This window comes from Pseudoalteromonas sp. 2CM39R (assembly GCF_023161845.1).
On the sequence record NZ_JALNTM010000024.1, the window covers coordinates 1 to 13999 of the forward strand.

Genomic DNA, 13999 nt, shown 5'->3' on the forward strand with positions numbered 1-13999 from the left:
CCACTAACCACTAACCACTAACCACTAACCACTAACCACTAACCACTAACCACTAACCACTAACCACTAACTACTTAACCTCCCCTTCCCATCGCTCAAAAATGCGGCTTATCTTGTTTTGATAAGAATTGTTACATATTCGGTTTTATTGTTTTGCTTGAGCGGTTTATTATGGTGAAAGCGAAAAACTAATGATTAATTATGTTTGCTAGTTTTTCGATAAATACATCAAAAAATAATTAGTACGGGACTCCCATGAAAAAAGTAACACTTACCGCGGCAAGTATTGCACTAGCCCTCGGTCTTGTTGGTTGTGGTGAAAAAGAACAAGAAACTAAAGCACCAGCAACTGCGGCCGTAACTGAAGCAAAAGCTCCTTTAAATTCAGGTATTGAATTGGCGAACATGGACAAGTCTGTTCGCGCACAAGATGACTTTTACTATCACGTAAACGGCGAATGGTTAGAGAAAACAGAAATTCCAGGTGATAAATCAAACTACGGTTCATTCACTCAGCTTTACGATGATTCGCAAAAAGCGATGAAAGAAGTATTAGAAAAAGCAGCTGCAAATAAAGACGTTAAGCCAGGCTCTGATGAAGCTAAACTAGCTGCATTCTACAACAGCTACATGGACGAAGCAGGCCGTGAAGCGGCAGGTATCAAGCCATTAACACCAGTGCTAGAAAGCGTTGATGCAGTTAAGAACAAGTCAGATCTTGTTGCTTTAATGGCTGATCTTCGCATTAAAGGCGGTAGCTTACCGTTTGGTTGGTACGTAAACAACGACGCGAAAAATTCTAGCGAAAACGCGATGTATGTTTATCAGTCAGGTTTAGGTTTACCAGATCGCGATTACTACCTAAAAGATGAAGAAAAATTCACAAAAATTCGTGAAGCTTACCAAGCATACGTAACAGCTATCTTAAGCAAAGCCGGTGTAGCTGATGCAGAATCTGCGGCTAAAGCAATTATTGATCTTGAAACAAGCATTGCTGATGCGCAGTGGAGCCGTGTTGAAAGCCGTGATGCAACTAAATCTTACAATAAGATGAGCGTTGCAGATGCTAACAAACTTACTGGCGACTTTGACTTTGCAGCTTACCTTGATGCATCAGGTATCAAAACTGAAGATGTAATTATTCGCCAGCCTAGCTACCTAGAAAAATTTGCTGGTATCTACAACGATACAGACTTAGCAACGTGGCAAAATTACCTTAAGTTCCACTTTGTTAGTAACTATGCTCGCCTATTAGATAAAGAGTTAGTAGACCTTAACTTTAATTTTTACAGCACAACACTTCGCGGTGTAACAGAGCAATCTCCACTTTGGAAAAAAGCGGTTGATGCATCAAACGGTGTATTAGGCGAAATTCTAGGTAAAGTATACGTTAAAGAAAACTTCCCGCCTGAAGCGAAAGCGCGCATGGAAGAGTTAGTTGATAACGTAATCAAAGGTTATGCAGTTGCGATTGAAAGCCTTGAGTGGATGAGCCCAGAAACAAAAATTGCTGCTAAAGAAAAGCTTGATAAGTTCACACCAAAAATTGGTTACCCAGATAAATGGAAAGACTATTCTTCACTTGAAGTTAAAGGTGATGACTTAGTGGGTAACTACATTCGCCACAGCGAGTGGGAATATGCAGATATGACTGCAAAACTAGGTAAGCCAGTTGACCGTTCTGAGTGGCACATGACACCACAAACAGTAAACGCTTACTACAACCCTGTGAACAACGAAATTGTATTCCCAGCGGCTATCTTACAACCGCCATTCTTCAACCTAGAAGCTGATGACGCTGTTAACTACGGTGCAATCGGTGCGGTAATCGGCCACGAATTAGGTCACGGCTTTGATGACCAAGGTGCGAAGTACGATGGTGATGGTAACTTACGTAACTGGTGGAGCGAATCAGACCTTAAACAGTTTGAAGAGCGCACAGGTCAGCTAGTTGCTCAGTATAACGAGTACAAACCATTTGAAGATGCAAGCGTTAATGGTCAGCTTACATTAGGTGAGAACATTGGTGACTTAGGCGGCTTAACAGTTGCTTATACTGCATACCAGTTATCACTTGGTGATGAAAAAGCGCCAATCATTGATGGTTACACAGGTGATCAGCGTTTCTTCATGGGTTGGTCGCAAATTTGGCGTCGTAAATATCGTGACGAAGAGTTACGTAACCGCCTAATGACAGACCCTCATTCACCAAGCCACTACCGTGTAATCGGTATTCTTTCAAATATGCCAGAATTCTATCAGGCATTTGATGTGAAAGAGGGCGACAAGATGTATATCAAACCAGAAGATCGCGTAAAAATCTGGTAATTGATTATCGATTTTAAAAAAGGCTCTGAGTGAACGCTCAGAGCCTTTTTTGTTTGGAGAGCCGTAAGCTTTCAGCCGACATTTGATGTAGACGTGCAATTTATTTCGCGCGATAGTTGTGTGTTGTGTGATGTTTAAGACGCGCCAAGCAAGCGTGACGCCTACGGTTTGATGTAGGCGTGAAATCTATTTCGCGCGATGGTCGAGTATTGCGTGATGTTTAAAACGCGCCAAGCAAGCGTGACGCCTACGGTTTGATGTAGGCGTGAAATTTATTTCGCGCGTTAGTTGCGTGTTGTGTGGTGTTTAAGGCGCGCCAAGCAAGCGTGACACCTACGGCTTGATGTAGGCGTGAAATCTATTTCGCGCGATGGTCGAGTATTGCGTGATGTTTAAAACGCGCCAAGCAAGCGTGACGCCTACGTTTGATGTCGGCGTGAAATTTATTTCGCGCGGTGGTTGTGTGTTGTGTGATGTTTAAGACGCGCCAAGCAAGCGTGACGCCTACGTTAGAGGTAGGCGTGAAATTTATTTCGCGCGATGGTTGTGTGTTGTGTGGTGTTCAAGACGCACCAAGCAAGCTGACGCCTACGGTGATGTAGGCATGAAATTTATTTCGCGCGATGTTTTTGTATTGCGAGGTTCAAACATTTTTGGTGTAAATTGGCTAGGTGTGTTTTTAAGTTCTAAGATCAGGTTTTACCTTCAGGATTGATAGGTTTATGTTTTCGTCAAGGAAGAGACTTAAAGGGCGTAACTCACATTCAAATTGCTATTATTCAGTAACTCTTTGTTGTGAGAATCGAGTACCTATATTTGCCAACTACTTATATGCAGTTGATGCTGCCAAAGCAATATACTATTTAGAAGATAAAGTAGAGACAATCTGCTTTGTCCTCATGCCTGACCATTTACATTGGATATTTCAACTTCGCCCTCAGCAAAACTTATCAGCAGTAATTAAGCTGTATAAAAGCATGGTGACTATGTCTATTCGCAAGAGAAAGGGACGCAAAGTCGTAGTCTGGCAAAGTAATTTTTATGATCATCAAATCAGAGATGAAAACGACCTAATACAACAAGCTCGATATGTAGTTGCAAACCCTCTACGCGCAAAATTAGTTAAGCACGTTGGCGATTACCCGTTTTGGAATTGTATTTGGTTGTAGGCGTGAAATTTATTTCGCGCGATAGTTGAGTATTGTGTGATGTTCAAGGCGCGCCAAGCAAGGGGGACGCCTACGGTGATGTAGGCGTGAAATTTATTTCGCGCGAAGGAAATCAAAGCATAATCGCATCTTTTAGATACTGGAATAACTCTTTGTAATTCTTGGCTGGCTTTTCTGCTTTTACTTCTTTTGCGGCGCTGCGCACTAATTGGCGCATTTTTTGGCGCTCAAGAGACGGGTATTGATCAATTGTTGAATTGATCAGGTCGTCACCTTGTTTAATCAAATCATCGCGCAGGGTTTCGATTTTGTTCATCAAAACGTCGGCTTGATTGTTTTTGTTAAGCATGATGTCGATCATCGCTTGGATTTCATCAACGTTTTCTGTGGTACGTAATACTTTTGCGATGTAGTTTAAGTTACGACGGTAAGCATCGCTCTTATCACTTACTTTATCAGAAACAACAAGGGCTTCTTTTAAATCGTGATTAAGCGGTAAACGATCGCGCTGCTTTTTCGGCATTTTTGCAATTTCAGCACCCAGACCATGATATTGCATGGCTTCACGTTTTAATTCGCTTTTTGATACGTAAATAATTTCTTCTTCGATAAGTGGCTTTTTCTTCTTCGCCATAAGGATGCTCATTCAGTAAACTTAACTATTCGCTATTATACGCCATTTAGTTAATGATTAATATTAGCTGATGCAGGTCTCGCAGTGTGTTAGCATTCGTTACACTATAAAAAATATCAGAACCTAGGACACACAAGATGAAAGATCCTATTTATCAACACATTTCTGAAGTGAAAGACGCTGTAAGCGAAGTACTGGAGCATGCAAAAAAATTGGGTGCAACAGCAGCAGAAGCGGCGATGTCGAGCACGTCAGGTTTGTCTGTTAGCACGCGCATGGGCGAAGTTGAAACAATAGAGTTTAACCAAGACGGTGGCTTAGGTATCAGTGTTTATGTGGGTAACAACAAAGGCTCTGCTTCAACAGCCGATTTAAACCCTAAAACATTACGTACAGTGGTCGAAAAAGCCATTGATATTGCAAAGTTCACTTCTGACGACCCATTTAATGGTATCGCCGATAAAGAGTTACTTGAATTTGCACCGCAAGATTTAGATTTATACCACCCGTGGGAAGTTAGCCCTGAGCAAGGTGTGGAGTTTTGTCATCAAGCAGAACAAGCGGCGCTGAATGCCGATGAGCGCATTGTTAATTCAGATGGTGCGAGTTTTTCATCTCACCAAGGTTTACGTGTTTATGGTAACAGCCATGGCATGATTGCAGGTTACCCGCGTACGCGTCATAGCATTAGTACGATGGTGATTGGTAAAGAAGGCGAGCAAATGCAGCGCGACTCGGCTTATACCATCGCGCGCCATAAAGATGACTTAAATGACGCTACGAAAGTAGGCCTCGAAGCGGCAACCGAAACCCTGGCTAAGCTTAACAGCCAAAAGCTCGGTACCATGAAAGTGCCAGTGATCTTTAGAGCAGATATTGCTAACTCATTATTCGGCCATTTAGTGTCAGCGATTGGTGGCGGCGCGCTTTATCGTAAGTCGAGCTTCTTGCTTGATAGCTTAGGTACAAAAGTATTTAGCGATTGTGTGAATATCTCTGAGCGCCCACATTTATTAAAGGGTTTAGCGTCTTCGCCGTTTGATGCTGAAGGTTTAAAAACCGTAGATCGTGAAATTATTCAAGGCGGTGAGCTACAAACTTACCTATTAGCAAGCTATGCAGCACGCAAACTGTCTATGGCACCAACGGGTCATGCTGGTGGTATTCATAACTGGCTAGTTGAACAAACCCATGCTGATCTAAAAGCACTTTTAAAAACCATGGGCACAGGCTTATTAGTAACTGAACTTATGGGTCAAGGTGTGAACACGGTAACGGGTGATTACTCACGTGGTGCGGCGGGTTTTTGGGTTGAGAATGGCGAAATCCAATACCCAGTAAGTGAAATCACGATTGCTGGTAACTTAAAAGATATGTTTAAGGCCGTTGTTGGCTTAGGTGGAGACATCGAGCGCCGTGGCGGTATTCAAACAGGCTCTGTATTGATTGAACAAATGCAGGTTGCTGGTAGTTAATTCATAAATAACGAATCATTTTTTAAAAGCCTCACTTTAGTGGGGCTTTTTTATTTGAAAAAGTACTTTACCTAAACTTAACTTGAGGTTTTATCTTGGTGGCAGTTTAAAAATAAAAAGGAAAACTACCATGTATTTAGAGCACGTAAACCTTGTTGTTAGTAATGTTGATGCCATGCTGCACTTTTATAAAGCGGCATTCCCGCACTGGCGTGTGCGTAGTCAAGGCGACAGCAAATGGTCTGGCAAACCGCGCAAGTGGCTGCACTTTGGTGATGATTACCAATATCTTGCACTGAGTGATAACGGTGAAGCTGAAAACCGTGATTTAGCAGGCCACCAAGTAGGCCTTGCCCATTTTGCTTATGTGACAAACGATATTAATGCCGTAGTTGAGCGTCTTGTTTCGGCTGGTTATGAAATTGATAAACATGGCCCTGAAAACCCATATCGTAAAAATGTATATTTCATCGACCCCGCAGGTTTTGAAGTTGAGTTTGTAGAGTATTTTAGTGATATCCCGAGTGAGAGGAATAATGACTTGTAGCTAGAGTCATCAGCTGTCAGCTGTCAGCTTTCAGTTTTGAGCCGAATTGTGTTGTTTGTTGGTCAGGCATTGATTGATGGAATTGTGTTGTATGTAAGACGCGCCAAGCAAGCGTGACGCCTACGGTGTAGGCGTGAAATTTATTTCGCGCGAAAATATATTCACAAAGAGAAGTGAATGAGAAAAGAATGAGGAAGTGATAATAATATTTTTGTTATCTCTAAAGCGAAGCGCCTCATATCCTCTTTGTGCGATTAAATGTCTTTGATGTAGGTGTGAAGTTTAGTGAGTCATCAGCTTTCAGCAGAATTATGTTGTTTGTTGGTCAGGCATTGATTGATGGAATAGCGTTGTATGTAAGACGCGCCAAGCAAGCGTGACGCCTACGGTGATGTAGGCGTGAAATTTATTTCGCGCGTTATCTTATTATATTGCGCGATGTAAAACTGCGGCTACGATAACTAGCACCTAGCACCTAGCACCTAGCACCTAGCACCTAGCACCTAGCACCTAGCAACTCGCAACTCGCAACTCGCAACTCGCAACTCGCACCTTTACTGCACTTTATTCATTTCTTTCCAACTGGCTTTTAGGCTGTTGGCAAAGCTGATGAACTTTTCTTTCATGGTACGTTTAACTGAAATCTCGACTGAGCCTAGCCATACATTACCTTCAATAGTGATGGTTGGGCCTTGGCCTTTATTTAAGGCTACAGATTTATTCTCTACACTGCCAATTACGCTAAACAATTTAGATACCACATTAACATGTTCTGGTACGTAGATTTCGTCGTTACCTAAAATACAGTTCACGTAAATGGTGACGTGCTGATGTTGGAAAATTGCTTCGCTAAAGTCGAGTTCGATTGAACCTAGGCAGTTTGTTAGGTGAATTTCTTTTGGAACTACCCATTGGCCGCTGCGCTCATTTGAACCCAAAATACTCCTAAGCTGCAGGCTCTCGTTGTCGCTGCTGTGGCTATAGTGAGGTTTAAATTGCGCATGCTTATGCGATTTGTAATCAATATCCGCCTTCAGATCTAAATCAGCAACCAGTTCAACCAATACTTCGTTGCTGGTGGCTGCCATTGCCTGGTCTAGTCGGCGTTCAAATGCTTCGGCTGAAATAACAGCATGACTGTAGTTATAAATGAGTTGATCAATGACTTCTTCTCTTACTTGATCGATTGGGCGATCTTCAAGTTTAACGGTCATGGTAGTTCCCTGTTGTGATTTTAAAGGTGATTTTTTAGTTATTAATTACTTAGCAAAGCTTAGGCCAAAGTTTATTTTTATATAAATCAACAGCTTGTGTTTTTGTGCTAATAAACAACTTCGTTAAATTAACCACAGATTAATAAAATCAGCAACTAAGTGGCCATTTTTGCAACATCGTGAACTTCTTACCGAGCAGCTTGTAAATCTTTACCTAAATGAATATAAATGGTCGCTGAATAAGTATTTAACTTTATGATAAATAAAGAATAAATAGTTGGCATCATAGTCGCATTAGTTAAAGTGTCTTAAATCAAAAGGAGAAGATTATGAATACTTTTAACAAATCAATGATTGCCGCTTTAGTAATTGGTGCAACTAGCATGTCAGCTCAGGCCAGCAACTGGGAAAATGAAAGTAAAGATGCTTGGATTGATGGTAAGGCAGAAACTGTGCTTCTTATGAACACAAACCTTAACAACTTTGACATCAACACTGATGTAACGAATGGCAAGGTTGTACTTACAGGTAAAGTTGATAGCGAATTAGACAAAGAGCTTGCTGAAGAGCTAGTTCTTAGCCTAGACGGTGTTAGCTCTGTTGATAACGAACTAACTGTTGTTAAAAACATGAAAGCTAAGCACATGAAATCAGACAAAGATGATTCAGCAGAAAGCGACTTAACCGACGCTAAAATCAGTACTGTAATCACAACACGTTATTTATTTAACTCAGAAGTAGGTGGTACAGACATCGATGTTGATACTGACATGGGTGTAGTAACACTTAATGGTACTGTTGAGTCTGATGCAGAAAAGCAACTAGCAGTGAGCATTGCTGAAAATGCTGAAGATGTTCGCAAAGTAATCGATGAATTAACGATTGTTGCTGAATAATAGCAAGCCCTATATAGCCCAGCTTTGGCTGGGCTTATCTTTTTCAAGGAGTGAGTCATGGATTTAATACGTATTATTTTATCGGTTTTAATTCCACCTCTTGGCGTATTTTTACAGGTAGGTTTAGGTGCGCAGTTCTGGATTAATATTCTTTTGACCTTATTAGGGTACATTCCAGGTTTGATTCATGCTGTGTATATCATCGCTAAGCGATAATCACCGCATTAATCTACAAGGATGGCTAATGGAGCACAGCAAGGAGTTGCTGTAGGAGTAACGGACGATAAACCGCAAGGAGTTTACAGTATGGATAATGTAACTACGCACAAAGGACAACAAGGAAGTAACAAGGCGTTATGGAGTAGCGCACAATGGCAACGCTTTATGGATAAAGCGAATGGAGATGATAGCAAGGAATAAGCTTAGGCAGGAGCCAAACAGGATGAAGCTAGCGTAAGGAGGAGACTATATGGAACAAGTACAAACGCAACCAACACAAGGATTGACCGACAAAGGAGTTGCTTTATGGAACAAGCAACAGTGGCACGAATTTATGGAACACGCGAAAGCGGTTGCGCCACGACTAACAGGGAAGGCTGACGATAAAAACCCGATGTCATCTTCAGGTGACATCGGGTTTTTAACTACTTCAGCAATTTACCTTTATAACTTAAATTGATTCACCGTCTTATTTAAAGCGGCTGCCAATTCATTCAAATCACGTGCTTCATCCGCCAATTCATGGGCATGATCTGCAGTGCTATTCACTAAGTGATTAATTGCTGCCAAGCTATTGTTGATATCTTCTGCAACCACAGTTTGCTGCTCTGTCGACGTCGCAATTTGATGACTTTGATCTTGCACATTTGTCACAGATTGGGCGATATCTTGTAGAGCTTGCAATACAATTTGTGTTTGCTCTACTGAGCCTTCAGCACGCTCTTGACCTTGTTGCATCATAGTCGATGCTTGCTGGGCAATTTGCTGTAAGCGGCTGACCATATTGCGAATATCATCAGTAGATTCTTGCGTTCTGCTTGCCAGTGAACGAACTTCATCAGCAACAACTGCGAAGCCGCGACCTTGCTCACCAGCACGGGCTGCTTCAATTGCCGCATTCAGTGCTAGTAAGTTAGTTTGCTCAGCAATTGAGTTGATTACATCAACTACCGCACCGATATTGCCACTTTCTTGCTCAAGACCCGCAACCACTTTAGATGCTTCACCAATATGGCTTGCAAGGGCGGTCATGACTGACTGAGCTTGAGTAGAACGTTTTGTACCATCAACGGTAATGGTTTGCACTTCTTCAGCGGCATTATTGGTGTGCTGGGCATTACGCGAGATTTCCATTACAGTAGACGCCATTTCGGTTACTGCCGCACTTACACTATCAACTTGTTGCTTTTCTTGCTGAATTTCATCGTTGGTTTTTTGCGATACAATTTTTAACTGGCTCGCAGCTTGGCTTAGTTGCTCAGCCTGCGCAGCAGTATTAAGCATCATTGCACGAAGTTTATCGATGAAGGTATTCATGTGATGAGCAAGTTGACCCACTTCATCATTACTCTTGATTTCGATTTTTTGTGTTAAATCGCCATCACCTGATGCGATATCACGCATGATGTAAGTTAGCTTAGTCAGCGGCTTGGTGATCATTTGCGTGGCCCAGAAGATCATCGCTATGATAATCGCAAGAATGATGATCACAGAGGTTGTGGTTGTCATCACTGCATCATTTACTGGTTCATCAATCATGCTGGTCGGAATTAAAATACCCACGTACCAATCAAGATAAGGGGTTTCTAGCTCAAGGCGGTTATATACAACGTAATATTGCTCACCTTTGAAAGTAACAAAGCTGCTGCCATCTTTTTGGCTTTTCATCGCGCGGTTTAATTCGCTAAAGCCTGATGTGTCGCTAAATTGTTTTTCGAGGGCATCTAAGCCTTCTTTGCCATTCGGACCTTCGTCAGTCACAGATAGCTTGTGGCCAGTGCGCTTAGATAAGTGCACAACCTTTTGATTGCCATCAAGTAAGAAACCAAAGCCTTGGCCATTAAAGCGAATTTCTTCAACCATGTCGTTGATGTTGTTTAGCTGTAAATCAACACCACCAAAACCAACAAGTTTATTTTGTTTGTTATAAACAGGCTGTTGTACAACTGCAGAGGCATTACCTGTGGTTAAATCTACAGAAATGGGGCCTACATAGAGTTTGTTAATCTTTAAAGCATCTTTCCACCAACCACGTTTGTAAGCGTAGTAAGGTTGGCCGTTATAATGAGTGGTTCGCTCGTTTTCTTTAAAGTACTCACCTGTTGTTGCAGATGCAAAGAAGGCAGATAAGATGTTGTCATCGTTGCCACTGATACGCACAAAATCTTGATTAACGCTGTCGTATCCAGGTTGGTTATCAAGGCTTTGGTCACGTTCAGTCCAATTGTCGAACCAATTCACTAAATGCGGATTTGTAATGAAGGTTTGAACCACTTTACCGTATTTGGCAAAGTAACCTTGCATTGAAAGTCGTTCACTCTGTAAATAGCTGTCGGCTTCGCGTTGAATAGCTTGGCGCGATAGGTCAGCAATATGGCTAACAAAAAAACTAGACGCGATGATCAGTAGTACACTTATCGTCCCGCCGATGAGTAGTAATATTTTTTTACGTAAAGAGAGGTTATTTAACATAGATGCACGTGTTTTTATTATCGGGTAGAGTTATCTATCTAATCATATTTGCACCCAAATCGCTACACCGTTAAGCGAACGTTAATAATAAATTCTAAGAGGTAGTTGAATAAATGAGTTCTGAAAATTGTAAACTGGTTGTTTTAGGTGCAGGTTGGCTTGGTAGTGCGCTTTGTGTTGAGGCAAAAGAATTAGCATGGCAAGTGCAGGGAACACACCGTAGTAGCGAACACGAACATGACTTTCAGCGCCAGTTTGCGCTTGAAGGTACAGTGCTTAAGCACGATGTTTCACTTGAAGATGCATGGTGGGTGTGTGCAATTCCACCGCGTAGTCGCAGCTCAGAAAGTAATTATTTAGCCACTTTGCAAGCAGGACTTGAGCTTGCTAAGCAACTAAATTGTAAAGGCTTTATTTTATGTTCTTCGACGGGTGTTTACCCAACTGACAATGGTCATTATGACGAAAGTGCAGTAATTAATTGCCAATCAGCGCGCCAGCAACTGCTATTTGATGCTGAGCAGTTAGTGCTAAATGCCGGTGGTAAAGTATTGCGTTTAGCGGGCCTTGTTGGCCCTGGGCGCGACCCAGGTAAGTTTGTTGCAGGTAAAGAGCTGTCTAGCTCAAGTCAGCAAGTGGTAAACATGGTACAGCAGCAAGATGTGATAACGGCGATTTTTTCTGTAATTGAAAACTGGTCAAGCGCGAGCAGCATTTATAATGTGGTCAATCCAGCGCATCCAACAAAAACGGATTACTACCAACAAAAATGCACTGAGAAAGGCAATCAGCCACCGACATTTACTAGCCATGATAAAGGCGAGCGTATCATTGATGGCTCGGCGATTGAGTCACTGAATTTTCGTTATCAAGCGCCTATTTAGCTATTTTTTAAAAGTTAGGTGGCCGCCTAGTCGGTATTTACTGCCCGGTGAGACTAAGCGCGCAAAACTAACAATACCTTGCGATGACCAGGTTCGGCGGATCACTTGTAAGCATGGCTCTTCGTTGTAAAGGTTTAGCCATTCACACATTTCTTGATTGGGCATAATCGCTTCGACCGTGTGGCGAGCCTCGGTGAGCGGAGCGTTTTTCGATAAGTATTCGTGGGGTGTCAGGCTGTGAAAATCTTGTTGTAAGTAGTCTTTAGCAAGAGCGGGGTTCACAAAGCGCTCTTCAACTTGCAGAGGTTGCTCGTTTTCATTGTGCACAATCACACTTCGATAGACATGGCTGTCGACCTCGACACCCAAAGCAATCGCGATGGGGGCAATAGCGCTGATTGATTCCATCACTAAAATCGTACAACTATAATTGCTGTTTCGCGCTTTAACTTCATCGGCAATGTTTTTGATTTCTAGTAACGAAGATTGTGATTTGAAGCTGGCAACAAAAGTACCTTGGCCTTGGCTGCGGGTTAAGATACCGGCATCGGTTAACTCACTGAGTGCACGCCTAGCCGTCATACGGCTAACTTGAAATTGACTGGTGAGTGCGTTTTCTGAAGGGACACGGTCGTTTTCTTGCCATTCTCCCGATTGAATGTTTTTCAGAATAAACTCTTTAATTTGCGCAAACTTAGGGACACTCATTTTGGGATGTATATGTAGTAAGTAAATAGTATGTTTGAAGGTGACATAATTCCCTTGTATATACAAGGTGAGTTGATAAACTTTAAGCAAATTTAAATTTAGGCTCATACTGAGCCTTTAGCAAGCATCAAGATAGGTGAAAAATGCACACAACCAACAATGATCAAGCGCTCTGGGATTTACTGATCACAGATGCCAATATCGCCACAATGGATCCTGCTGTTGATGCACCCTACGGCGCCATTGAAAATGCAGCGATTGCCGTTAAAGATGGCAAAATTGCCTGGTTAGGTGCACAAAACGATTTACCTAAATTTGACGCGTTAGCAACGCCAACTGTATCTGCAAAAGGGCAGTGGTTAACACCTGGGTTGATTGATTGTCACACTCACTTAGTGTTTGCCGGTAGCCGCGCAGAAGAGTTCGAGCAGCGTTTGCAAGGTGTTAGCTACGAACAAATCGCTGCAAACGGTGGCGGTATTGCAAGCACCGTACGCGCAACTCGCGAAGCCGACCACGAAACACTGTTTGTTAGTGCTAAAGAGCGCTTAAATGCGTTATACGCAGAAGGCGTGACGACGGTAGAGGTTAAATCTGGCTATGGTCTTGATTGCGAAAACGAAATTAAACTACTCGAAGTGGCTCGTTTACTCGGTGAGAACCACCCGGTTGATGTTAAAACCACGTTTTTAGGTGCTCATGCATTACCGCCTGAATATAAAGGCCGTAGTGATGAATACATAGAGCTTGTTTGCGGTGAGATGCTTGACCGTGTTGTAGAAGCTGATTTAGCTGATGCGGTTGATGCATTTTGTGAGAACGTAGGCTTTAGCAATGAGCAAACTCGTCGCGTTTTTGAAGCGGCTAAAAAGCACAACTTACCAGTTAAGTTGCATGCTGAGCAGTTATCTAATCAACATGGTGCAGAGCTTGTTGCAGAATTTAATGGCTTATCGGCAGATCATATTGAACACTTAGATGAAGCTGGCATTCAAGCAATGGCCAAAGCGGGCACTGCAGCGGTATTGTTGCCTGGTGCATTTTACTTTTTACGCGAAACAAAGTATCCGCCAATCGAACTACTGCAGCAGTACCAAGTTCCGATCGCCATTTCAACTGACTTCAACCCTGGAACTTCACCATTATGTTCATTGCACTTAATGATGAATATGGCGTGCACTATTTTCCGTATGACACCAGAGCAAGCATTAGCTGGCGTAACACGAAACGCCGCGGGTGCGTTAGGTCTTGACGATCGTGGTGTGTTAAAAGTGGGGGCTCGTGCTGATATTGCTCATTGGCAAATATCCCACCCAGCACAATTAAGTTACCAATTCGGCGTAAATAAACTGTTAAATCTGTGGATTTTGGGTAGACTTAGTTAGATAAGTTTTATTACGCAGTTTGGATTACATGTCATTGATTTTTAGTTTAGCGAGTAGTAGCACGCAAC

General features: G+C 42.3%; 15 protein-coding genes. 11 read left to right on the forward strand and 4 right to left on the reverse strand.

The window, feature by feature from the left end; all coding sequences use genetic code 11:
* The first annotated feature begins 255 nt into the window (after positions 1-255).
* From MTF66_RS32375 to MTF66_RS32380, 3 genes are all read left to right on the forward strand, one after another.
* On the forward strand, positions 256-2328 hold the full coding sequence (locus MTF66_RS32375; protein WP_248529705.1) for a M13 family metallopeptidase: 2073 nt from the start codon (positions 256-258) through the stop codon (positions 2326-2328).
* Positions 2329-2798: 470 nt separating this feature from the next.
* The gene (locus tag MTF66_RS38555) at positions 2799-2930 is read left to right on the forward strand and encodes a hypothetical protein (protein WP_282454227.1); all 132 of its coding nucleotides are present in this window, start codon (positions 2799-2801) and stop codon (positions 2928-2930) included.
* 120 nt (positions 2931-3050) lie between these two features.
* Positions 3051-3497: a transposase gene (locus MTF66_RS32380; RefSeq protein ID WP_248529707.1), complete on the forward strand. Its 447-nt coding sequence runs from the start codon at positions 3051-3053 to the stop codon at positions 3495-3497.
* A 112-nt stretch (positions 3498-3609) separates the two neighbouring features.
* Here the strand turns inward: MTF66_RS32380 and yjgA are convergent, their stop codons facing one another.
* The gene (gene yjgA / locus MTF66_RS32385) at positions 3610-4131 is read right to left on the reverse strand and encodes a ribosome biogenesis factor YjgA (RefSeq protein WP_058583884.1); all 522 of its coding nucleotides are present in this window, start codon (positions 4129-4131) and stop codon (positions 3610-3612) included.
* A 137-nt stretch (positions 4132-4268) separates the two neighbouring features.
* Here yjgA and pmbA point away from each other — a divergent pair, with 137 nt between their 5' ends.
* Together pmbA and MTF66_RS32395 are read left to right on the forward strand one after the other, a co-directional pair.
* Complete coding sequence (pmbA, locus tag MTF66_RS32390) at positions 4269-5606, forward strand: metalloprotease PmbA (protein WP_248529708.1); 1338 nt, start codon at positions 4269-4271, stop codon at positions 5604-5606.
* A 130-nt stretch (positions 5607-5736) separates the two neighbouring features.
* Positions 5737-6153: a VOC family protein gene (locus MTF66_RS32395; protein ID WP_054563313.1), complete on the forward strand. Its 417-nt coding sequence runs from the start codon at positions 5737-5739 to the stop codon at positions 6151-6153.
* Positions 6154-6707: 554 nt separating this feature from the next.
* Here MTF66_RS32395 and MTF66_RS32400 read toward each other — a convergent pair.
* Entirely contained in the window at positions 6708-7367 is a 660-nt protein-coding gene (locus MTF66_RS32400) for a LiaF domain-containing protein (protein WP_248529710.1), read from the reverse strand.
* A gap of 329 nt (positions 7368-7696) precedes the next feature.
* Between MTF66_RS32400 and MTF66_RS32405 the strand changes: the two genes are divergently transcribed.
* From MTF66_RS32405 to MTF66_RS32420, 4 genes are read left to right on the forward strand one after another with little or no spacing between them, the layout of a single operon-like run.
* Positions 7697-8263, forward strand: a complete 567-nt coding sequence (locus MTF66_RS32405; RefSeq protein WP_248529711.1) for a BON domain-containing protein — start codon at positions 7697-7699, stop codon at positions 8261-8263.
* Positions 8264-8320: 57 nt separating this feature from the next.
* Positions 8321-8479, forward strand: a complete 159-nt coding sequence (locus MTF66_RS32410; RefSeq protein ID WP_064971745.1) for a YqaE/Pmp3 family membrane protein — start codon at positions 8321-8323, stop codon at positions 8477-8479.
* A gap of 21 nt (positions 8480-8500) precedes the next feature.
* The gene (locus MTF66_RS32415; protein WP_248529712.1) at positions 8501-8683 is read left to right on the forward strand and encodes a hypothetical protein; all 183 of its coding nucleotides are present in this window, start codon (positions 8501-8503) and stop codon (positions 8681-8683) included.
* Between the two features lie 49 nt (positions 8684-8732).
* Entirely contained in the window at positions 8733-8942 is a 210-nt protein-coding gene (locus tag MTF66_RS32420; RefSeq protein WP_058583864.1) for a hypothetical protein, read from the forward strand.
* Here MTF66_RS32420 and MTF66_RS32425 read toward each other — a convergent pair.
* The gene (locus MTF66_RS32425; protein ID WP_248529714.1) at positions 8927-10954 is read right to left on the reverse strand and encodes a methyl-accepting chemotaxis protein; all 2028 of its coding nucleotides are present in this window, start codon (positions 10952-10954) and stop codon (positions 8927-8929) included. The genes MTF66_RS32420 and MTF66_RS32425 overlap by 16 nt on opposite strands.
* 113 nt (positions 10955-11067) lie before the next feature.
* On the opposite strand from MTF66_RS32425, the gene MTF66_RS32430 reads away from it, so the two are divergent.
* A complete protein-coding gene (locus MTF66_RS32430; RefSeq protein ID WP_248529715.1) occupies positions 11068-11838 on the forward strand; it encodes an NADP-binding protein in 771 nt (256 codons plus the stop codon).
* Here MTF66_RS32430 and hutC read toward each other — a convergent pair whose 3' ends face one another.
* The gene (gene hutC / locus MTF66_RS32435; protein ID WP_248529793.1) at positions 11839-12546 is read right to left on the reverse strand and encodes a histidine utilization repressor; all 708 of its coding nucleotides are present in this window, start codon (positions 12544-12546) and stop codon (positions 11839-11841) included. It abuts the gene before it with no gap.
* 143 nt (positions 12547-12689) lie between these two features.
* On the opposite strand from hutC, the gene hutI reads away from it, so the two are divergent.
* Positions 12690-13931, forward strand: a complete 1242-nt coding sequence (hutI, locus tag MTF66_RS32440) for an imidazolonepropionase (RefSeq protein WP_248529717.1) — start codon at positions 12690-12692, stop codon at positions 13929-13931.
* The last annotated feature ends 68 nt before the right edge of the window (positions 13932-13999 follow it).

What these genes read in the sequence shown, in the direction of transcription:
- MTF66_RS32375 (WP_248529705.1), top strand. Translation starts at nt 256, where the DNA reads ATGAAAAAAGTAACACTTACCGCGGCAAGTATTGCACTAGCCCTCGGT.
- MTF66_RS32380 (WP_248529707.1), top strand. Translation starts at nt 3,051, where the DNA reads ATGTTTTCGTCAAGGAAGAGACTTAAAGGGCGTAACTCACATTCAAAT.
- yjgA (WP_058583884.1), bottom strand. Translation starts at nt 4,131, where the DNA reads ATGGCGAAGAAGAAAAAGCCACTTATCGAAGAAGAAATTATTTACGTA.
- pmbA (WP_248529708.1), top strand. Translation starts at nt 4,269, where the DNA reads ATGAAAGATCCTATTTATCAACACATTTCTGAAGTGAAAGACGCTGTA.
- MTF66_RS32395 (WP_054563313.1), top strand. Translation starts at nt 5,737, where the DNA reads ATGTATTTAGAGCACGTAAACCTTGTTGTTAGTAATGTTGATGCCATG.
- MTF66_RS32400 (WP_248529710.1), bottom strand. Translation starts at nt 7,367, where the DNA reads ATGACCGTTAAACTTGAAGATCGCCCAATCGATCAAGTAAGAGAAGAA.
- MTF66_RS32405 (WP_248529711.1), top strand. Translation starts at nt 7,697, where the DNA reads ATGAATACTTTTAACAAATCAATGATTGCCGCTTTAGTAATTGGTGCA.
- MTF66_RS32410 (WP_064971745.1), top strand. Translation starts at nt 8,321, where the DNA reads ATGGATTTAATACGTATTATTTTATCGGTTTTAATTCCACCTCTTGGC.
- MTF66_RS32415 (WP_248529712.1), top strand. Translation starts at nt 8,501, where the DNA reads ATGGCTAATGGAGCACAGCAAGGAGTTGCTGTAGGAGTAACGGACGAT.
- MTF66_RS32420 (WP_058583864.1), top strand. Translation starts at nt 8,733, where the DNA reads ATGGAACAAGTACAAACGCAACCAACACAAGGATTGACCGACAAAGGA.
- MTF66_RS32425 (WP_248529714.1), bottom strand. Translation starts at nt 10,954, where the DNA reads ATGTTAAATAACCTCTCTTTACGTAAAAAAATATTACTACTCATCGGC.
- MTF66_RS32430 (WP_248529715.1), top strand. Translation starts at nt 11,068, where the DNA reads ATGAGTTCTGAAAATTGTAAACTGGTTGTTTTAGGTGCAGGTTGGCTT.
- hutC (WP_248529793.1), bottom strand. Translation starts at nt 12,546, where the DNA reads ATGAGTGTCCCTAAGTTTGCGCAAATTAAAGAGTTTATTCTGAAAAAC.
- hutI (WP_248529717.1), top strand. Translation starts at nt 12,690, where the DNA reads ATGCACACAACCAACAATGATCAAGCGCTCTGGGATTTACTGATCACA.